11 protein-coding genes and 2 pseudogenes are annotated in these 19970 nt (G+C 76.4%); 6 read left to right on the plus strand and 7 right to left on the minus strand.

The genetic code is table 11. From position 1 onward, the window contains the following. Positions 1 to 207: 207 nt before the first annotated feature. Positions 208 to 906: a ribonuclease H gene (locus tag L6E17_RS00500; protein WP_236238830.1), complete on the minus strand. Its 699-nt coding sequence runs from the start codon at positions 904 to 906 to the stop codon at positions 208 to 210. Positions 907 to 1075: 169 nt separating this feature from the next. On the opposite strand from L6E17_RS00500, the gene L6E17_RS00505 reads away from it, so the two are divergent. Continuing rightward, complete coding sequence (locus L6E17_RS00505; RefSeq protein WP_308315802.1) at positions 1076 to 2158, plus strand: lactonase family protein; 1083 nt, start codon at positions 1076 to 1078, stop codon at positions 2156 to 2158. A 217-nt stretch (positions 2159 to 2375) separates the two neighbouring features. Here L6E17_RS00505 and L6E17_RS31285 read toward each other — a convergent pair whose 3' ends face one another. Further along, positions 2376 to 4892, minus strand: a complete 2517-nt coding sequence (locus L6E17_RS31285) for a protein kinase (protein ID WP_374108963.1) — start codon at positions 4890 to 4892, stop codon at positions 2376 to 2378. A gap of 204 nt (positions 4893 to 5096) precedes the next feature. Here L6E17_RS31285 and L6E17_RS00520 point away from each other — a divergent pair, with 204 nt between their 5' ends. After that, positions 5097 to 5804 carry a TetR/AcrR family transcriptional regulator gene (locus L6E17_RS00520; RefSeq protein WP_308315803.1) on the plus strand — a complete coding sequence of 236 codons (708 nt, stop codon included), beginning with the start codon at positions 5097 to 5099 and terminating at the stop codon, positions 5802 to 5804. Positions 5805 to 6055: 251 nt separating this feature from the next. Here the strand turns inward: L6E17_RS00520 and L6E17_RS00525 are convergent, their stop codons facing one another. Beyond that, positions 6056 to 7255 carry a PLP-dependent aminotransferase family protein gene (locus L6E17_RS00525; protein WP_236238831.1) on the minus strand — a complete coding sequence of 400 codons (1200 nt, stop codon included), beginning with the start codon at positions 7253 to 7255 and terminating at the stop codon, positions 6056 to 6058. Here L6E17_RS00525 and L6E17_RS00530 point away from each other — a divergent pair. Continuing rightward, entirely contained in the window at positions 7254 to 8201 is a 948-nt protein-coding gene (locus L6E17_RS00530) for a DMT family transporter (protein ID WP_236238832.1), read from the plus strand. The two genes, L6E17_RS00525 and L6E17_RS00530, sit on opposite strands and share 2 nt — an antisense overlap. A gap of 433 nt (positions 8202 to 8634) precedes the next feature. On the opposite strand, the gene L6E17_RS00535 is transcribed toward L6E17_RS00530, so the two are convergent. Further along, the gene (locus L6E17_RS00535) at positions 8635 to 9282 is read right to left on the minus strand and encodes an alpha-ketoglutarate-dependent dioxygenase AlkB (RefSeq protein ID WP_236238833.1); all 648 of its coding nucleotides are present in this window, start codon (positions 9280 to 9282) and stop codon (positions 8635 to 8637) included. 176 nt (positions 9283 to 9458) lie between these two features. On the opposite strand from L6E17_RS00535, the pseudogene L6E17_RS00540 reads away from it, so the two are divergent. Together L6E17_RS00540 and katG are read left to right on the plus strand one after the other, a co-directional pair. Continuing rightward, a pseudogene (locus tag L6E17_RS00540) lies at positions 9459 to 10819 on the plus strand (diacylglycerol kinase family protein). 565 nt (positions 10820 to 11384) lie between these two features. After that, positions 11385 to 13574, plus strand: a complete 2190-nt coding sequence (gene katG / locus L6E17_RS00545; RefSeq protein WP_236238834.1) for a catalase/peroxidase HPI — start codon at positions 11385 to 11387, stop codon at positions 13572 to 13574. 293 nt (positions 13575 to 13867) lie between these two features. Here katG and L6E17_RS00550 read toward each other — a convergent pair. The 3 genes and pseudogenes from L6E17_RS00550 to L6E17_RS00560 all read right to left on the minus strand — a co-directional run bounded on the left by L6E17_RS00550 (position 13868) and on the right by L6E17_RS00560 (position 17778). Continuing rightward, positions 13868 to 15930 (minus strand): annotated as a pseudogene (locus L6E17_RS00550) (iron ABC transporter permease). Between the two features lie 4 nt (positions 15931 to 15934). Then, the gene (locus tag L6E17_RS00555; protein WP_236238835.1) at positions 15935 to 16921 is read right to left on the minus strand and encodes an iron-siderophore ABC transporter substrate-binding protein; all 987 of its coding nucleotides are present in this window, start codon (positions 16919 to 16921) and stop codon (positions 15935 to 15937) included. Then, complete coding sequence (locus tag L6E17_RS00560) at positions 16918 to 17778, minus strand: ABC transporter ATP-binding protein (protein ID WP_236238836.1); 861 nt, start codon at positions 17776 to 17778, stop codon at positions 16918 to 16920. Before L6E17_RS00560 ends, L6E17_RS00555 begins: the two co-directional genes overlap by 4 nt. A gap of 509 nt (positions 17779 to 18287) precedes the next feature. On the opposite strand from L6E17_RS00560, the gene L6E17_RS30795 reads away from it, so the two are divergent. Then, entirely contained in the window at positions 18288 to 19946 is a 1659-nt protein-coding gene (locus tag L6E17_RS30795; RefSeq protein WP_308315804.1) for a hypothetical protein, read from the plus strand. Positions 19947 to 19970 lie beyond the last annotated feature (24 nt).

Below are 19970 nucleotides of genomic sequence, written 5' to 3' on the forward strand. Positions count from 1 at the left end.
CGGGGCCGGTGGGCCGCGGGGAGGCCCTGGGCGCGGGGGCCGGTGGGCGCGGAGAGGCCCGGGGCGCGGGGGCCGGTGGGCGCGGGGAGGCCCGGGGCGCGGGGAGAGGCCGGTGGGCGCGAGCCCTGGACGGTGGCTGCCGGGCGCATGGGCGCGGCGCGCCGTCCCCGCGCCGGGCGGGTCCCGGGGCGGAGAGCTGTCTCGGCGTCAGGCGGGGAGCCCCGCGCGGCAGTCGGGGTGGCCCCAGCGGGCTCCGACCTTGGCGATCGGTTCGCCGGCCGCGTACGACCGCCCGCACGGGCAGGTGCCGCGGAACTTCGCCTTGACGGTCCTCGCCGCCCCGGCGCCGGCCGCGCCGCCCCGGGCCCGCGTCCGGCCCGCGGTCTTCTGCCGGGCGGGCGTGCTGCGCTCCGGTGCGGGCACCGGCAGGTCGGCGGTGCCGAGCGCGGTGCCCGCGGCCTGCTGGCCGGCCGCGGCGTCGCTGGCGGCCTGGTCGGCGATGGCGTTCAGATGGTCGCCGCCCTCGCGGTGGGCCGGCACGTAGCGGAACTCCACGTCCCGGTCCGCCAGCAGTGCGTCGATGCTCCGTACGAGCTCCTGGTTGGCGACGGGTTTGCCCGCGGCGGTCTTCCAGCCGTTGCGCTTCCAGGTGGGCAGCCACTGCGTGACGGCCTTCATGGCGTACTGCGAGTCCATCCGCACCTCGAGGGCGGCTCCCGGCGGCACCGCCTCCAGCAGGCGCTGCAGCGCGGTCAGCTCCCCCACGTTGTTGGTCGCCCGCCCCAGCGGGCCGGCCTCCCAGCGCTGCGGACGCCCCTCGGCGTCGGCGATGACCCAGGCCCAGGCGGCGGGCCCCGGATTCCCCTTGGCCGCCCCGTCACAGGCGGCGATGATGCGTTCGGACATCCCCCGATGATGCCGCACCCGCGAAGCCGGTATGTGCCGTGCCGGGGCCGGCCCCCTCCCCGCGGCGCGAGAGGCGGGACCCGATCGGCGCCGCTGCGGTGGTGGCCGCGGTGAGCCGCGGGTCGGATGGAAACCGGACGGGTGACGGTACGACCGAGAGGGCGGCACAGTGGGCGGCACGGCACAGGGGAGCGGTACGGGCAGGCGCGAGGGCCGCGCAGACCGGGCGTACATCGGGTCGTTCACGACCGGCGGGGGCCGCGGCATCACGATCGCTGCGGTGGACCCGGAGAGCGGCGCGCTGACCCCGCGGTCGGCGGTCGACGGCGTCGTCAACCCGTCGTGCCTCGCGCTCGGCGGTGACGGCGGGGTGCTGTACGCCGTGAGCGACACGGACCCGGGCGGTGTCGCGGCCTTCCGTGCCGCCGACGGGCAGCTCAGGCCGCTCGGCCCGGTGGCCGGCGCGGGAGGGTCCGGACCCACCAACCTCAGCGTCGCTGACGGGCTGCTGCTGACCGCGCACTACACGTCCGGGAGCGTCGGCGCCCTGCCGCTGGCGCCCGGCGGGGGTTTCTCGGGGCCGCCCGCCGTGCTTGCCCACGAGGGCTCCGGCCCCGACACCGACCGGCAGGCCGGCCCGCACGCCCACCAGGTGGTGCCCGCGCCGGGCGGCAGGTGGGTGCTGAGCGTGGACCTCGGCACGGACTCGGTGCGGGTCTGCACCGCCGAGCCGGGGGCCGGCGCGCTGCGCCTCCACGCCGAGACGGTGCTGCGGCACGGCTCGGGCCCGCGGCACCTCGCCTTCCACCCGGACAGCGCGACCGTGTACGTGCTGCACGAGCTGGAGCCGCTGCTGACCGTCTGCCGCTGGGACCCGCATTCCGGGCGGCTGGCGGCGCTCGCCGAGGTGGCGGTGGACACGGACGGCACTCCGGACGGGGCGCGCGCGTATCCGTCGGTCGTGCGCCCCTCGGCCGACGGGCGTTTCGTGTGGGTCGCGGTACGCGGCAGCAACCGCATCGTGACGTACTCCCTCGCCGCCGGGGCGCAGGCCCCGCGGTGGGCCTCGGCCGTCGACTGCGGCGGCAGTTGGCCCCGGGACCTGGTGACGGACCCGTCGGAGCGGCGGCTGTACGTCGCCAACGAGTGGTCCGGCGACGTCACGTGGTTCGACGTGGACGCGGAGAGCGGTGCGCTGCGCCGCGCCGGGGCCGTGGAGGTGCCCGCCGCGGCCTGCGTGGTGTTCGCCTGAACACCCACTCCCCCGGTGCGCCGGACCACCGGCGCGGCGCGTGCAGCACTGCGGCCACCGCCGTCCGGGGCGGTGTCGGCCCCCGCGAGGGTTCGGGGTTCGTCGGCTCGGGACGCGGGGCGGGGCTCGGGGCTCGGCCCGTGGGGTTCGGGGTTCGCCGGCTCGGGGCGCGGGGCGGGGCTCGGGCCGTGGGGCGGGTCGGCCCTGAGCCGGTCGGCTACTGGCGGCTCCAACGCTGGGACGCCTCGCCGGACACGCACCTGACGGTGGCCACTCCACCGCCGGTGCCCAAGTCCAGGCAGCCGCCGTTGGACACGCTTCTGAGCGTGCCGTCGGAGCCGGCGCGCCACTGGCGGGCCGGCTGGCTGTCGCAGCCCTGGACGAAGGTGGCCTGGCCCAGCAGGTTGGCGCTCAGGCACCCGCCGCCCTGCTTGTTGACGAGCCGGAAGGCACCGCCTGATGTGGCGCTGACGGTCCACTGGGCGGCGGAGTCGGCGCAGTCGCCGACTCCGGCCGCGCCGTAGAAGGGGATCAGGCAGGTGCCGTTGGCGCCGTTGCGGTAGCGGTGGGCGCCGGACGGGGACGTGGAGGTGCCTCCTCCGCCCGACGTGCCGCCGGAGGCGGAGCCCGAACCGGACGAGGAACCGGATCCCGATCCGGAGGTGGTCGACGATCCGGAACCGGACGACGAACCGGAACCGGACGTGGTCGACGATCCGGAGCCTGACCCGCCGCCCGAGGTGGATGCGGAGCCCCCACCGGACGGGGAACCCGACCCCGTGGCGGAGCCGGAACCGGAGCCCGTTCCGGAGCCCGTGGGGCCCGCGCCCGACCCCCCGCCGGCAGCGGAGCCCGGTACGGCACCGGAGCCCTCGCCGGGCACGGCGCCCGGGCCCTGGCCGTGACCGCCGGTCTGCCCTTCCGACCCGCCGCCGCGCTGCCCGCCCGCCTCCTGGCCGCCCGAGGCGGGCGTGGCGCCCGCGTCCTGCCCGCTCGGCGACGAGGAGGGCGGCGCACCGGCCGGGCTCGGTTCCTGCGCGGAGCCGGTGGGCGCGGCGGACACCGCGGGCGGGAGGGTAGGCGCGGCATGAGCACCCTGCGGGGGCCGGCGTACGGCAGCAGGTGCAGGACGGCCGCCGTGCCGACCGCCGCGGCCACCGGCACGACGGCCGTCAGCACCCACGTGCGGCGCCTCCGCTCCGCCGGGGCCCGGTCGTCCTTCCCCGCGGCCCGCGCCCGCGGCGGCTCGGCGCCGCCGCTGCCGGGCTCTTCCGCGGCACCGCCCCCTCGGGAGGGGACGGGGCCTGCGCGGCGGCGGGGCCTGCGCGTCGGAGGAACGGCCCGGCGCAGGCCGCCGCTCCGGGTCGGGCGGGCCGTCTGCGGGAGTCGGCCCTTCGGCGGCGGCCGGGCGCTCGTCGGTCGGCCGGCTTTCCGTGGCGGAGGCGGCCCCTGTGGTGGACGGGGCCTCCGCGCCGGACGCAGTCTCCGTGGCGGAGGCGGCCCCTGTGGTGAGCGGGGCCTCTGTGGCGGGCGGTCGCTTAGGGTCAGCCGAGCGCTCGGGGGCGGGCGGCTTCGCCGGCTCGGCCGTCCCCGCCTCCGGGTCGGCCGTGGTCCCGGGCCCGGACCGGACGCCGTCGGGTGCGGCCGACCGGTCGGATGCGCCGGACGGTTCAGGCGCCTTGGGGGCGTCGGATGGCTCAGACGCCTTGGATGCGCCGGACGGCTCAGGCACCTTGGGGGCGTCGGACGGTTCAGGCGCCTTGGGTGCGTCGGATGCAGGGGACGGAGCCACCGCGTGGAGTGCGTCGAGGGCCTCGGCCGGGGGGACGGCCCGCGCGAACGCAGCGCGCTCGGTGAGCCGTTCGGTGAGCACGCCGGGCCAGAGCGGGGGCCCGGACGGGCCGCGGCCCTCCGCCGCGTCGACCAGCTCGGCGGCGGAGGGGCGGCCTTCGGGGTCCTTGTCGAGGCAGGCCGTGACAAGGTCGGCCAGGTCGGGGTCGCACGCCCGCAGCGCGGTGAGGTCGGGTGCGTCGTGGACGATGCGGTACAGCAGGTCGAGGCCGGAGCCGTCACCGAACGGCGGCTGCCCGCACGCCGCGAACGCCACCAGGGAGCCCAGGGCGAAGACGTCCGTCGCGCCCGTCAGGCGCCCCGCCGTGGCCTGTTCGGGTGACATGTAGGCGGGGGTGCCGACCACCATGCCGGTCTTCGTCAGCCGGCTCTGGTCGGCGGCGCGCGCGACGCCGAAGTCGATCAGGGTCACCCCGTCGAGGGTCACCATGACGTTGGAGGGCTTGAGGTCGCGGTGCACCATGTCCCGCGCGTGGACGGCGGTGAGGGCTGCCGCCGCCCCCCGCAGCAGCAGCCACAGGGAGTCGGCGGGGAGGCCGCCGCCGTGCTGCTCCACCGCCTGGTACAGGGTCAGTCCCGGCACGTAGGCGGTGGCGAGCCACGGCGGGGTGTCGTCGCGGCCGCCGGCGAGCAGGGGCGCCGTCGCCTCCGCCGGCAGACGGGAGAGGTTGTCCAGTTCGTGTCCGAAGTGCCGGAGGAAGCCGTGGTCCTCGGCCAGCAAGGGCAGCACCTGCTTGACCGCGGCGTACCTCCCCTGGTGGACGCCGAGGTACACCCGTCCCATGCCGCCCGAGCCGAGCCGCCCGACGAGCGGTATCGGTCCGATACGCCGCGGGTCCTCCCCCCGCAGCGGCTCCGCGCCGCTGCCCCGCAGGTCAACCATGCTGCCCCGTCTCCCCCGTCCACCGTCGGCGCCCGGTCCGCGGCATATCCTGGGCCCTGCGCACGGTGTCGGAGGCCGGATGCCACACCACTAGAAGGTCTTTCTAGAAAACTACTACAGAAAGTCTCCGCGGTGTGCGCGCACCAGTCCAGACTGGAAACGGCACGGCACGGCACGGCAGCGAGAACGAGGACGACCAGCCCGATGAGCCCCAAGCAGCAGCGAGGCGAGGCCACCGCCGACCGCCTCATGGACGCCGCCCTGCGTCTCTACGGCACGTCGGGCGAGCAGGGACTGACCGTGAGCGCCGTGACGAAGGCCAGCGGCGTGAGCCTCGGGAGCCTCTACCACCACTTCGGGAGTCTCGACGGCCTCGCCGCCGCCCTGTTCGTCCGCTGGAACGAGCGGCTGATGGACACGCTCGTCTCGGCGCTGACGCGGTCCGCCTCCGTCCGCGACGGCGTACGGGCCGTGGTGGAGGCGTACCTGGGCTTCGTCCGAGAGCACCGGGACGCCGCCCTCTTCCTGCACGCCTCGGACCCGTCGCGCCACATGATGCACCACGGACGGCAGGTCCGGGAGGTGCAGAGCGCGAGCCTCGCGGCGATCGCCGCCTGGCTGGAACCGCACGTGGCGGCCGGCGAGATCGACCCCCTTCCAGGGCCCCTCGTCGAGTCGCTGGTCATGGGCCCCGTCGTGGCGACCGCCCGCCGCTGGCTGTCGGGCATCGACGACCAGGACCTCGACGAGGCGGCGCGCGTCCTGCCCGACCGCATCTGGCGCTCCCTCGCCCCCGACCCGGCCGCCCCCGACCAGGCCACCCCTGGCCGCGCCACCCCTGACCCTGCCGCCCGTGGCCAGGCCGGTCCTGACCAGGCTGCCGCTGACCAGGCCGGCCCCGGCGCGGCCTGAGGCTTGCGCGCCCTGACGCCTACGCGGACGCCGGCCGCGCCTCCGCGAGCTGCCGCGCGAGCGCCTCTCCGATGACGCGCGCCCCGTCGGGAAGGCGCCGGGGCCGGGCCCGGCGTAGTTGAGCCGCAGGTGGGGACCGGTCGGCTCGGCGGGAAACCATTCGGTGCCGGCGGCCACGACGACCCCGGCCGCCTCGCAGTCCCGGACCAGGCGCGGCAGGTCGGTGGCGTCCGGCAGCCGCAGCCAGAGGTTCAGCCCGCCCTGCGGCACGGCGTCGAGCCGGGCGGCGGCGCGTGTTCCGCCAGCGCGCTGGCGAGCAGGTCCCGCCGCGCCGCGAGCTGCCGGCGCAGGCCGCGCAGGTGGGTGCGCCAGGCGGGCTGGGTGACGACGTCGACGGCGACGGCCTGGAGGATGCCGCTGACGTACATGGCCTCCGCCTGGGCGTCGGCGAGGATGCGGGCCCGCGCCGGACCGCGCGCGACGACCCCGCCGATGCGGACGGCCGGGGAGACGCTCTTGGTCAGGGAGCGCAGGTAGACGACGTGCCCGGCGTCGTCGCGGGCGGCGAGCGGCACCGGGTCGGCGACCAGGCCGAAGTCGTGCGCCCAGTCGTCCTCGACCAGGAAGGCGCCGTGCCGGCGGACGAGGTCGAGGACCCGGCCGGCCAGGTCGGGCGACCACTGGGCGCCGGTGGGGTTGGCGAAGTTCGGCTGGGCGTAGAAGGCGCGCGCACCGGTCTGCTCGAAGGCCCGCGCCAGCTCCGCCGGGTCCGGGCCGTGCGGCCCGCTGGGGACGGGCACGAGGCGCACGCCGGTCTGGGCGGCGGCGAGGATCGCGCCCCAGTACGTCGGCGACTCCACGAGCAGGGGGCGGCCCGCCCCGACGAGGGCGCGGAAGACGGTGCTGAGGCCGCTCTGCGTGCCGGGGAAGACCACGACGTCGCTCGGCGCGGGCGGCGTGACGCCGACCGGGGCCGCGGCGCCGAGCTCCGCCGCGAACCACGCCTGCAGCTCGGGCAGCCCCGCGGAGGGGGGCCGGCTCACGGCGGCCGCGCTGCGGGACGAGCGGGCGAAGGCCGTACGCACCAGGCGCTCCGGCAGCAGTTCGCGGTCCGGGTAGCCGGAGTGCAGCGCGATCACGTCGTTGGGGACGGACCGCAGTGCGGCGGACAGCTGCGGGACGCGGTGCTGCGGCGAACCCAGGGCCGCGGTCTGCCACCCGTAGTCGTTCGGGCGGGCCACGCGCACCGTGCGGGCGAAGGTGCCCACACCGGGCCGGGTCTCCACCATCCCCTGCGCCGCCAGGGCGCGCAGCGCCTTCTGCACGGTGACGGGGCTCGCCCCGTACTGCGCCACCAGGGCCCGCGTGGACGGCAGCCGAGCCCCCGGGGCGGCGGTGGCGATCCACTCCTTGAGGCCGGCGGTGATCCGCCCGCTGCTATCGTCATACATGACAGCACACAGTAGCGCTACTCTCGCTCGCCCGCTCCCGCTATCGTCGTCCCGGGCCGGTCTCTGGTGGGGCCTGCTGGGGGTGGCGGGCTTCTCCTTCACCGTCCCGTTCACCCGCGTCGCCGTCGCCGACGGGGCGATATCCCCGCTGTTCGTCGGCTCGGGCCGCGCGGTGATCGCCGCGCTGCTCGCGGCCGCGGCGCTGGCGCTCACCCGGCAGCGGCTGCCGCGTGGCGGCCAGTGGGGCCGCCTGGCGGTCGTCGCCGCCGGTGTGGTCGTCGGCTTCCCCATGCTCACGTCGTACGCGCTGACCACCGCCTCGGCCGGCCACGGCGCGGTCGTGATAGCGCTGCTGCCGGCCGCCACCGCGGTGACCGCCGTGCTGCGCGGGCGCGAGCGGCCGCCGGTCCGGTTCTGGGTCATGGCGGCGGTCGGCGCGCTCACCGCGGTGGGGTTCGCCTCGCTGCAGGGCGGGGGCCTCGGCGGCGTCCACTGGTCCGACCTGCTGCTGTTCGGCGCCGTCGCCGCCGCCGCGGTCGGCTACGCGGAGGGCGGTCTCCTCGCCCGCGAGCTGGGCGCCTGGCAGACGATCTCCTGGGCCCTCGTGCTGTCCGCGCCGCTCATGGCCGTGCTGCTGGCCGTGTCGGTGGCGCAGCAGCCGCCGACCGCAGGCCCGGTGGAGTGGGCCGCGTTCGCGTACCTCGGGGTGGTGAGCATGTACCTCGGCTTCTTCGCCTGGTACCGCGGACTGGCGATCGGTCCCATGGCCCAGGTCAGCCAGATCCAGCTGGTGCAGCCCGTGATGACGCTCTGCTGGGCCGCCCTGCTGCTGGGCGAGCGGCTCACCTGGCCGACCGTGCTCGGCGGCCTCGCCGTGGTCGCCTGCGCCGGCACGGCCGTACGCACCCGGCTGGGCCGCGCCGCACCGCGCACGGCACCGGAGTAGCGCACGGCCGGTGCCCGGCGCGACAGCCAGGGCACCCGCCGCCCCGGACCCTCACGACAGGCCCGGGGCGGCGCCTTCCTGCCACTGCGGGCACGGGGCCCCTTCACTGACCGTGCGGGGCCGCACGCCGAGGGGAGAGCGGAGGTCGCCGACCGTCTGGGCCAGGAGGCGGAGGCCGTCCGCAGGGTGGGCGTCCGGCGGGAGAGCGGTACCGCGGACACGCCGGAGCGGCGGCCCCACGCGGCCGGCCCTCGAGCAGCGGACCGCCGCTCGCGTCGGCCACCCGCGCGGCGGCAGGGCGCAGGACGGGCGGCCGGCGTCACGGCCCGGCGGGAGCGCCCCCGTGCACGGGGCGGCCCTGCCCCGTGCGCGGGGGTCGGAACGCGGGCCCTCGGCCAGGTCGCCGCGGAGGCCCGGCCGGGGCGCTGCGGGCTCAGGCCACGCCGCGGGGCCGGAACTGGACGCTGATACGGGGACCGACCGCGCGGGCCGTCTTGGGGACCGCGTGGTCCCAGGTCCGCTGGCAGGATCCGCCCATCACGGCAAGGTCGCCGTGGCCGAGGGGCAGCCGCAGGGCGACGGGCCCGCCGCCGCGCGGCCGGAAGGCCAGGTCCCGCTGGTCCCCCAGGGACAGAATGGCGACCACCGTGTCCTGCGCGGACGAGCGGCCGGTGCGGTCGCCGTGCCAGGCCACGCTGTCGCGGCCGTCGCGGTAGAGGCACAGGCCGGCGCTGACGAAGGGCTCGCCGAGGGCTGCCGCGTAGTGGTCGCCGAGGGCCTGGCGCGCCTCGGCGAGCACCGGGTGCGGGAGCCGGTCGCCCTCGCGGTAGGAGGCGAGGAGGCGCGGCACGGCGACCACCTGGTCGTACATCGGGCGCTCCTCGGCGCGCCACGGCACCCGGGCCGCCAGATCCTCGAACAGCGCGTCGGCGCCCCGGAGCCAGCCGGGCAGGTGGTCGACCCAGGCGCCGTCGCCCAGCTCGGTCCGCCGGAGGCCGTCCAGGGGGCCGAGCCGGATGTCGTCGCCCTGATCGAACAGGGAGCCCTGGAGGGCGGGGATGTCCCGCTGCGGTCCGCTCATGGCTCCCAGCGTAGACCCGCATACGAACACATGAGCGAATCACTGGGGTGTGCGCTCCCCGCGGTGCCGCGGCCGGAGGGGCGCGCGCGCCCGGTGCGCGGGTCGCCCGGTGACTGCCTTCCCGGCGGTTCGGGGCGGCGGAACCGTCCTTAAGATGCTCCTGACGAGGGAGAATCATGGGCCTGGACGTGACGGAGCGCGCTCATTTCGGGCAGCGGTGGGCGGCGAGGGCGTCGCTGGCCGCCGCCGGGATGGCCGTGCTCCTGCCGCTGGTGTCCGGGGGCGCCGGCGGCGTGCTCATGGTGGCGGCGGCCGCCGTCGGGCTGGCCGTCACGGCGGCCGCCGTCTGGTGGGCGCTGTCGCGGCGCGGTGTGGTCCGCGTGGCGGCGGCGCGCTCGCGGTGGCCGCACCGGTGTCGGTCGTCGTCATGCTGGCGTCGGCCCGGCTGCTGTGGGTGGCCCTGGTGTCCCCGGCGCTGTGGGCCGCGTCGGTATGGGCCGGGCGGTACGCCCTGCACACCACCGGCCTGCGGCCCGTCCGCGTCAGGGAGCACAGGACACCGCCGCCGCGCCGGCCGGTCCTCCTGATGAACCCGCGCTCCGGCGGGGGCAAGGTCGCGCGGTTCCAGCTGAAGGAGCGGGCCGAGCGCCTCGGCGCACGCGTGGTCCTGCTGGACCCGGACAGGGAGCAGGACGTCACGGCCCTCGCCGAGCAGGCGGTGGCGGAGGGCGCCGACCTGCTCGGGGTGGCCGGCGGCGACGGCACGCAGGCACTGGTCGCCGCGGTCGCCGCCGAGCACGGCCTGCCGCTGCTGGTGGTGTCCGCGGGGACCAGGAACCACTTCGCCATGGATCTGGGCCTCGACCGCGACGACCCCGCCGCCTGCCTGGACGCGCTCGTCGACGGTGTGGAGCTGAGGGTGGACCTGGGCTTCGCCGGCGGGCGGCCCTTCGTGAACAACGTCTCCTTCGGCGCCTACGGGGCCGTGGTGCAGAGCCCCGCCTACCGCGACGACAAGGTGGGGACCGCGCTGGAGCTCCTGCCGGACCTGCTCACCCGGCGCCGCGGGCCGCGGCTGACCGTGCGGGCGGGCGGCACGGTCGTGCAGGACCCGCAGGCGGTGCTGGTCAGCAACAACCCGTACCGCACGGACGACCCGCTGGGCCTGGGCCGCCGCGAGCGGCTGAACGGCGGTGTCCTGGGCGTCCTCGCCCTGCGGGTCGACAGCGCGGCGGAGGCCGCGGCCCTCCTGCTGGACCCGGATGCCGACGGCCTGACGGTGCTGAGCGCCCGGGAGGCGGTCGTCGAGGGCGACGAGCCCGGCATGGAGGTCGGCATCGACGGGGAGGCCGTCGTCCTGACGGGGCCCGTGCACTGCCGCATCGAGCCGCGTGCCCTGCGGGTCCGCGTGCCGCGGCACCGCCCGGGCGTCCCGCCCCGGCCGCCCCGCGTCGAGTGGCGGCGCCTGCGCAAGCTGGCCGCGGCGGTCGGGCGTACGGCCGCGCCGCGACGGCACGCGCTCCCGCCCGCCGGGTGACGGCACCCGCCGGGCGCGGGCACCGGGCTGAGTGAGGGCACTGGGCCGGGTGAGGGCATCCGCTGAGGGCATCCACCGGGCGCGGGCACCAGGCTGAGTGAGAGCACCAGGCTGAGTGAGAGCACCGGGCCGGGCGCGGGCACGGGGTCGGGTGAAAAGGCGTCCACCGGATCAAGGCACCCGGGCCCCTTCCGGCCGCCGCGCCGGCCGGCCGTCACGTACGGCGCCGGCGAAGGCATCGCCCGCAGCGGGCGGCCGGGGCGCCCGCAGCGGGCGGCCGGGGCGCCCGCAGCCGGCCGGCCGGGCACGCGCGGCCACTGCCCCCGCCGGGCTCCCGGCGCCGGGGCGGCCGCAGGGCGCTCGGCCGCTGCCCCCTGACGGCGCCGGCGTTCGGCTGGGAGTTCCTCTTCGCCGCACGCCCTGCGTGTTCCCATGGCGGTCCTGTGTCCGGTACGCAACCATTTGGACGCCGTACAGGCCCCGTCACCGGCGTCGCGCGGGGGCGCACCACGGCAGCAGCGTCAGCCAGCAGGAAGAAGCACCGACTAAGGAAAGAAGGTCGGACGTGTCCGGCAGCGAAAGCGAAAACCCCGTCATCTCCTCCCCGACACCCACCCCGACCCGGCCCAGGACGAACCGGGACTGGTGGCCGAACCAGCTGGACCTCCAGGTACTCCACCAGCACTCGCCCCGCGCCAACCCGATGGGGCCGGACTTCGACTACGCGCAGGAGTTCGCGTCCCTCGACGTCGAGGCGCTGAAGCGCGACGTGTTCGCGGTCATGACGGACTCCCAGGACTGGTGGCCCGCCGACTACGGCCACTACGGCCCGCTGTTCATCCGGATGAGCTGGCACGCGGCCGGCACGTACCGCATCGCCGACGGGCGCGGCGGCGGCGGCGCGGGCGCCCAGCGGTTCGCCCCCCTCAACAGCTGGCCGGACAACGCCAGCCTCGACAAGGCGCGCCGCCTGCTGTGGCCGGTCAAGCGGAAGTACGGGCGGAAGATCTCGTGGGCGGACCTGCTGGTCTTCGCCGGGAACTGCGCCATGGAGTCGATGGGGTTCCGGACCTTCGGTTTCGGCTTCGGCCGGGAGGACATCTGGGAGCCCGAGGAGATCTTCTGGGGCCCGGAGGACACCTGGCTGGGTGACGAGCGCTACAGCGGCGACCGGCAGCTCGCCAGCCCCCTCGGGGCCGTGCAGATGGGCCTGATCTACGTCAACCCCGAGGGCCCCAACGGCAATCCGGACCCGATGGCGGCGGCCAGGGACATCCGCGACACGTTCGGCCGCATGGCGATGAACGACGAGGAGACGGTCGCGCTCATCGTCGGCGGCCACACCTTCGGCAAGTGCCACGGCGCGGTCGACCCCCAGTACATCGGGCCGGAGCCCGAGGCGTGCCCCGTCGAGCAGCAGGGCCTCGGCTGGCGGAACACGGTCGGCACGGGCACCGGCGCGTACGCGCTCACCAGCGGGCTGGAAGGCGCGTGGACCTCGGAACCGACGCGCTGGGACAACGGATACCTCGACAACCTGTTCCGCTACGAGTGGGAGCTGACGACGAGCCCCGCGGGGGCGAAGCAGTGGACCCCCGCGGACCCGTCGGCCGCCGGCACCGTGCCGGACGCCCACGATCCGTCGAAGCGGCACGCGCCCATGATGCTGACGACGGACCTCGCACTGAAGGTGGACCCGGTCTACGGGCCCATCGCGAAGCGCTTCCACGAGAACCCGGACCAACTCGCGGAGGCGTTCGCCAAGGCCTGGTACAAGCTGCTGCACCGCGACATGGGCCCCGTCTCGCGCTACCTCGGCCCGTGGGTCCCCGAGCCGCAGCTGTGGCAGGACCCCGTGCCGCCGGTCGACCACGAGCTCGTCGGAGACGAGGACGTGGCCGCGCTCAAGCGCACGATCCTCGACTCCGGGCTGTCGATCCCCCAGCTGGTCACCACGGCGTGGGCGGCGGCGGCGAGCTTCCGCGGCACGGACAAGCGCGGCGGGGCGAACGGCGCGCGGATCCGGCTCGCCCCGCAGAAGGACTGGGAGGTCAACGACCTGCCCGAGATCCAGCAGGTGCTGCGGACCCTCGACGGGATCCGGCAGGACTTCGACGGCGCGCAGAGCGGCGGCAAGAAGGTCTCCCTGGCGGACCTGATCGTCCTGGGCGGGTGCGCGGCCGTCGAGCGGGCCGCCGAGAACGCCGGGCACAGCGTCACCGTCCCCTTCGCGCCGGGACGTACGGACGCCTCGCAGGAGCAGACGGACGCGGAGTCGTTCGCCGTGCTCGAACCGCGGGCGGACGGGTTCCGCAACTACGTGCGGGCCGGGGAGAAGCTGTCGCCGGAGACGCTCCTCCTGGACCGGGCGAACCTGCTGACGCTCACCGCTCCCGAGATGACGGTGCTGGTCGGCGGCATGAGGGCGCTGGGCACCGGCTTCAAGGGGACCCGCCACGGCGTGCTCACGCACCGGCCGGAGGCGCTGACGAACGACTTCTTCGTCAACCTGCTCGACATGGGCACGGAGTGGAAGGCGTCCGCGGAGGAGGAGAACGTCTACGAGGGCCGGGACCGCGCGACGGGCGAGGTCCGGTGGACCGCGACCGCCGTGGACCTCGTCTTCGGCGCGCACGCCCAGCTGCGGGCCGTCGCGGAGGTCTACGGAGTCGACGACGCGGGCGGGGTGTTCGTGCGGGACTTCGTGGCGGCGTGGGACAAGGTCATGAGCCTCGACCGGTTCGACCTCCGCTGACCGGGTGGGCCCCGGCCGGCCGCCGGCCGGGGCCCGCGCGGCCCGGGCGTCTCCGGGGCAGGCGCGCAGCCGCCCCTGCGGCTGTCCCCGCCGCCTCTGCCGGTCTTCCCCGCCGGGCGTCCGGCACCATCGCCGCCCTGCTCGGCGCCGCCGCCCTGCTCCGCGCCGCCGCCCGGCGACGGCAGCGGCGGCATGCCGCTGCCCCGAGCGCCCTGACTTGTGGTCGGCTCGCACCGCGGGCGGGTCCGCGCCGGGCGGTGGCCCGGTCGTCCGCCCACGGTGCGACGACCGCCCTACCGCCGGCTGCGTACCAGCAGGTAAAGGAAGTACGGCGTGCCGATCACGGCGGTCATGAGGCCGGCGCCGAGCTGGGCCGGGGCGATCACCGTGCGGCCCACCAGGTCGGCGGTGCAGACGAGGACCGCGCCGAGGAGGACCGCGACGGGCACCGTGCGGGCGTGCTGCCGGCCGACGAGGGCGCGGGCCGCGTGGGGCGCCACGAGGCCCACGAAACCGATGGTGCCCGCGGCGGCGACGGCGGTGGCGCTGAGCAGGACGCTCAGCACGAGGAAGCCGAGGCGGCCCCGGCCGAGCGGCAGTCCGAGGAGCCGCGGGGTGTCCTCGTCGAGGGAGACGAGGTCGAGTTCGGTGCGGCGTGCGACGGCGACCGCCAGGCCCGCGGCCAGGGCGATGGCGAGGGGTGCCGTGTCGGGCAGGGTCCTGCCGTAGGTGGAGCCCGACAGCCAGGTGAGCGCCTTGGTGGCGTTGAACGGGTCGGTGAGGATGATGAGGAGGCTGACCAGGGCGGCCGTCGCCGTGTGGACGGCGAAGCCGACGAGGACGAGCCGGGTCTGCTGGAACCCGCCCCGCGCCGCGAGCCCGAACACGACGGCGGAGGCGGCCGCGGCGCCCGCGAACGCCGCACCGGCGACGCCCCACGACGAGGCGAGGGGGACGGTCGTGACGAGCAGGACCGCGCCGAGCGCCGCGCCGCCGGAGACGCCCATGATGCCGGGCTCGGCGAGGGGGTTGCGGGTGACGGCCTGGACGAGCGTGCCGGCCAGGGCGAGCGCCGCTCCCGCGAGGAGTGCGGCGGCTACGCGGGGCACACGGGTGTCGAGGATGAAGGACACGGTCTGGCCGGCCCGGCCGAGCGCCCAGTTGGTCACGTCGCCGAGGAGGAGTTTGGCGTCGCCCAGCAGGACGGCGGCGACGGCGGTGCCGGCGAGGACCGCCACGAGGGCGGCGGCGGTGGTGAGGAACACGGTCCGGCTGCGGATGCGCAGCCGGTCGGGGGCGATGCCGGTGGTGTCCCGGACCCGTACGGCCATGGCGACGACGAAGACGGCGCCGACGAGGCTGGTGACGACTCCGGTCGGCACGGCGACCGCGGTGTCGGCCGGTACGGCGGCCCGCAGGAGCACGTCGGCGCCGAGCACCAGCGCGGCCCCGACGAGGCCCGCGGCCGGGATGGCGACGCGGGTCCGGGCGAAGGCGCGGAAGCGGCGGGCGAGGGCCGGACGAGCGCCGGGGCGCACAGGCCGACGAAGCCGACGGGGCCGGCCAGGGTGACGGCGGCGGTCGACAGCAGGGCGGCGAGGACGACGGCCGTGACGCGGGTGGCGCGGACGGGTACGCCGAGCCCGCGGGCGGCGTCGTCGCCGAGGGCGAGGGCGTCCACCCGGCGGGCGAGGAGCAGCAGCCCGGCGAGGCCGGCGACGCCGATGGGCGCCATCTGCAGGACGCCGTCGAAGCCGTTCTGGGCGATGCTGCCCTGGTTCCAGTGGTAGACGCCTTCGGTCTGCTGGGGGAAGAGCAGCAGCAGCCCCTCGGTGACGGCGGTGAGGCCGAGGGTGAGGGCGCTGCCGGCGAGCACCAGCCGGACGGTGCCGGTGCCGAGGCCGGACAGGCCGAGCACCACGGCCGCGGCGGTGAGCCCGCCGGCGAAGGCGATGCCGGAGGAGGCCAGCAGCGGCAGTGACACGCCGGCGGCGGCGGCCAGCCCGAGGGCGGCGTACGAACCGGCGTTGACGGCGAGGGTGTCGGGTGAGGCGAGGACGTTGCGGCTGACGGCCTGGAGGGCGGCGCCCGCCATGCCGAGCACGATGCCGACGAGGAGCCCCGCGGCCATCCTCGGCAGCCGCGAGGCGATGACGACGGACGCGTCGGACGGGTCGGCCCGGCCGGTGAGGGCCTTCCAGACCTCGGGCGCGCCGGTGGACGCGGTGCCCTGGGTGATGTCGACGAGCGCGAGGCCCGTGACGAGGAGGAGCAGTACGGCCGTCACCGCGGCCGCGCCCGTCCGGGACGCGGCCGCCGACGGACGGGCGGCGGCGGGGGTCGCGGTGACGGCCATGGTCCTACTTCTTCGTCAGGGCGGCGACGACGGCGTCGATGTACTGGTTCATCGACTCGGGGCCGCCGAACATCCAGATGCCGTCGGGGAGGCGGTGGACGTTGCCCTTCTTCACGAACGGCAGCGAGGTCCACACCTTGTCGTCGGCGAGGACGCCGGTGAAGGGGTTGCTGGCCTTGTCGCCGTCGTTGCCGATGTAGGCGAAGTGGACGTCCTCGCTCAGCTTGGTGAGCCCCTCGACGTCGGTCGTGCCGAGCCCGTACGCCTCGTCGCCCTGGACGGACCAGTCGTTCTTCAGGCCGAGCTTCTCGTTGACCCCGCCGACGAGGGAGCCGCTGGTGAAGGGCCGGATGGAGACCTGGTTGGAGACGACGTAGCCGTCGGCGAAGGCGTAGGAGGCTCCGGCGAGTCCGGCGTCCGCGAGGGCCTTCTTCCCTTCGGCGATCTTCGCGTCGAACTGCTTCTTGAGCTTCTCCGCCTGCTCGGTGGTCCCGGTGGCCTGCGCGATGAGGTCCAGGTTCTCCGTCATCTGCCCGACCGGGTCGGAGGCGTCGGCGGCCTTCACCTCCAGGACGGGGGCGATCTCGCGCAGCTGCTTCACGGCGGCCGGGGGCAGATCGGTGGTGGCGACGACGAGGTCCGGCTTGAGGGCGGCGACCGTGTCCATGCTGGGTTCGCCGCGGGTGCCGATGTCCTTGGCGTCGTTCTTCAGCGGGACGGCGGTGTCCCAGGTGCGGTAGCCCTTGACGTCGGCGACGCCGGCGGGGTCGACGCCGAGGGAGATCAGGCTCTCCACGACGTTCCACTCGGTGGCGACGACCTTCTTGGCGGGGCCGTCGAGTTCGACCTTCGCGCCCGAGGCGTCGGTGAGGGTGATGCGCTCGGCCTTCTTGTCCGGCTTGGCGTCGGCGGCGGGCTCGGTCGTGCCGCAGGCGGTCAGGGTGAGGGCCGCGGCGGTGGCGGCCGCCGCGGTGAGGAGGAGGCGTCTCATGAGGGGGTGCTGAGCCTTTCACTTCGCGTGTGGTGCCGGCCGATCGCGCGGGTGCGCAGGCGTCCGGTGAGGGGGTCGGTGTCGACGTCGATGCGGATGCCGTACGTCTCGGTGAGGCGCTCCGCCGTCAGCACGTCCTCGGGGCGGCCGTCGGCGGCGATCCGTCCCGCGCGGAGCAGGACGATCCGGTCGCCGACGGCGGCGGCCTGGTCGAGGTCGTGCAGGACCGCGCCGACGGCGATGCCGTGGTCGTCGGCCAGGTCGCGCATGAGGTCGAGGAGTTCGACCTGGTAGCGCAGGTCCAGGTAGGTGGTGGGTTCGTCGAGGAGGAGCACGCCGGTCTCCTGGGCGAGGCAGCCGGCCAGCCAGACGCGTTGGAGCTGCCCTCCGGAGAGGTGCTCGACGCCGCGGTCGGCGAGCTCGGCGACCCCGGTCAGGGACAGCGCGCGGTCCACGGCCGCCGGACCGCCCGGATCGGTCCTGCCCCAGCGGCCCCGGTACGGGTAGCGGCCGAACTCGACCACGTCCCGCACCGTCAGTCCGCTCGGCGTGGGGCGGCCCTGCGTCAGCAGCGCCACCCGCCGGGAGAACTCACGGGGGCTCAGGGCGAGCCCGTCGGTGTCGCCGTCGATGACCAGCGCGGCGGCACGGGGCCGCTGCAACCGGGCCACCGTGCGCAGCAGCGTGGACTTGCCGCTGCCGTTCGGGCCCACGAGCACGGTCACCTGACCGGGCCGCAGCGTCAACGACGCGTCGTGGACGACGTCGACGCCGTCGTAGGCGACGGTGACACCCGTGGCCGAGAGTTCATGGCCGCGGGGGCGTTCGGCCGCGGACGTGTCTTCACCAACATGCACGTCGCAGAGGTTAGCCTAACCTAAGAAGGTAGGGAAAGGGGGGTCCCGCTGCGGAGCGCAAGGAGGCTTCAGGCCAAAGCGGCGCCCCGCCGCGGCCGGATGAGCGGACCCCTCCGGAGGCCCGCCGCGCCCGGCGGAGCGGTCACCGCCCGGGGGCCTGGCACCTCCCCCGGCGGTACCGCCGAGCATCGCCCAGCCCGCGCCGTGTACCCCGAACGGGCGTACGCACACACGCCGCTCACCCGTGGCGGGTGAGCCCCGCTCCGCGCCCCGCTCCACGCGGAGCGGTCGGGGCGCGGTCGGGGCGCCGTCGGGGCGCGGGCGCGGCGCCGTACGGGCCGGGGCGGCCGGCTGCGGAAGGCCGGCGCCCTCCTCCGAGCCGCCGGGACGGCGCCGGCCGGGTCGCCACGGTCCGGCGTCCGGGCGGTGACCCGCCGATTGCGGGCTCCCCGGACCGGGTGAAGCTCGGAGACGAGCGGCTCCCGCCGCTCTGCGCCTTCCCGAGGGAGGTGAGGGACGTCAGGCAGCATCCCGGCGAAGGGGATCACCGGAACCCCGCCGCAGCCCGCGCCCCGGACGGCCACCCGGTGCTCGCCGCCCGGTTCGCCGTACCGGCGGTCCCCGAGGTGTTCGTGCGCCGGCCCCGGCTCGCCGAGCGCCTGACCGCCGGCCTCCGCCACCCCCTCACCCTGGTCAGCGGACCGGCGGGGGCGGGCAAGACCCTGCTGGCCGCCGACTGGATCCGCAACCTGCCGCCGGGGACCGCCGCGTGGCTGACGGTGGAGCAGGAGGACAGCGTCCCCGGGGTCTTCTGGGCCTACGTCCTGCACGCGCTGCGGCACCACGGCATCCCCCCGCCCCCGCACCTCGGCGGCCCGGCCCGCCCCGGCGAGGTGGACCGCTCGCTGCTTGCCCGGCTCGCCGCCTGGCTGGACGGCCGCGACGCCCCGGTGGTCCTGGTGCTGGACGCGTTCGACCGGGTGGCCGACTGCACGGAACTGGCACAGGAGCTGGAGTTCCTGCTCCGACACGCCGGCCCGGGGCTGCACGTGGTGATCACCGGCCGTACGGAGCCGCTGCTGCCGCTGCACCGCTACCGGGCAGCCGGCGACCTCGTCGACATCCGCGGTGCCGACCTGGCGTTCCGCGCCGAGGAGACGGCGGAGCTGGCCGCCCGGCACGGACTCGCCCTGTCGGCGGGGTGCGCGGCCGTGCTCACCGAACGCACCGGCGGCTGGGCGGCGGGCGTGCGGCTGTGCACCCTGGCCGCGCAGCGGGAGGAGGACCCCGAGGGCTTCCTCAGGGACTTCGAACCCGGGCACAGCACGGTGGCCGACTTCCTGCTGGCCGAGGTCCTCGCCGCCCAGCCCGCCGAGACCCGGGACCTGCTCCTGCGGACCAGCGTCCTGGACGGGATCCACCCCGCACTCGCCGACGCCCTCACGGGCCGGGACGACGCCGCGCCGATCCTCGCGGAACTGCACCGCGCCAACGCGTTCGTCGCCCCCCTCGGGCACGACTGGTACCGCGTCCACCCGCTGTTCGCCGAGATCCTGCGCGTGCAGCTGCGGGTCCACCGCCCCGGCCTGGAACCCGAACTGCACCGCAGGGCCGCACGGTGGCTCTACGGAGCCGGCCTGCCGGACCAGGCCCTGCCGCACGCCGCGGCCGCGGGCGACTGGGAGCAGGCGGCCGCCGAGCTCGTCGCCCGGCCGGCCATCGGCAGGCTCCTCACCGGCCCCGACGCCGCACGCCTGGGCGACCTGTTCGCCGGCCTGCCGGAGGACGCCTCGGGGCCCGCCGTCGACCTGGTGCGGGCCGCCCGCGAGTTGGCCCGCCACGACGTCGACCGGGGCTCGCCCACCTGCGCCGCGCCGAGGAGGCGCTGCCCGACGACGGCACCCCGGAAGCCGCGGCGGTGCAGCTCAGCGGGGCGCTGCTGCGGGTGCTCGCCGCCAGGCTGGCGGGCTCGGCGGACATGGCGGAGGCAGCGGCCAAGGCCGCGGCGGACGCCCGGCAGGCCCTGCCCGCCGAACGCCTCGACGGCGCGCCGGAGTTGTGCGCGCTGCTGCTCACCGAGCTCGGCACGGCGCAGCTGTGGGCCGGGCGCTTCGACGCCGCCACGGCCGCGCTGTCCGCGGCCGCCGACGTGCCGGACGGGCCGCTGACGGCGATGCCCCGGCACGCGTCCC

Origin of the sequence: Streptomyces sp. CC228A, from assembly GCF_021390935.1 — a bacterium.
Classification (GTDB): Bacteria; Actinomycetota; Actinomycetes; order Streptomycetales; family Streptomycetaceae; genus Streptomyces.

Bases quoted from the DNA above. Each gene is read 5' to 3' on its own strand.
- L6E17_RS00500 (WP_236238830.1), bottom strand. From the start codon at position 906: ATGTCCGAACGCATCATCGCCGCCTGTGACGGGGCGGCCAAGGGGAAT.
- L6E17_RS00530 (WP_236238832.1), top strand. From the start codon at position 7,254: ATGACAGCACACAGTAGCGCTACTCTCGCTCGCCCGCTCCCGCTATCG.
- L6E17_RS00555 (WP_236238835.1), bottom strand. From the start codon at position 16,921: ATGAGACGCCTCCTCCTCACCGCGGCGGCCGCCACCGCCGCGGCCCTC.
- L6E17_RS00535 (WP_236238833.1), bottom strand. From the start codon at position 9,282: ATGAGCGGACCGCAGCGGGACATCCCCGCCCTCCAGGGCTCCCTGTTC.
- L6E17_RS00525 (WP_236238831.1), bottom strand. From the start codon at position 7,255: ATGTATGACGATAGCAGCGGGCGGATCACCGCCGGCCTCAAGGAGTGG.
- L6E17_RS00520 (WP_308315803.1), top strand. From the start codon at position 5,097: ATGAGCCCCAAGCAGCAGCGAGGCGAGGCCACCGCCGACCGCCTCATG.
- L6E17_RS31285 (WP_374108963.1), bottom strand. From the start codon at position 4,892: ATGGTTGACCTGCGGGGCAGCGGCGCGGAGCCGCTGCGGGGGGAGGAC.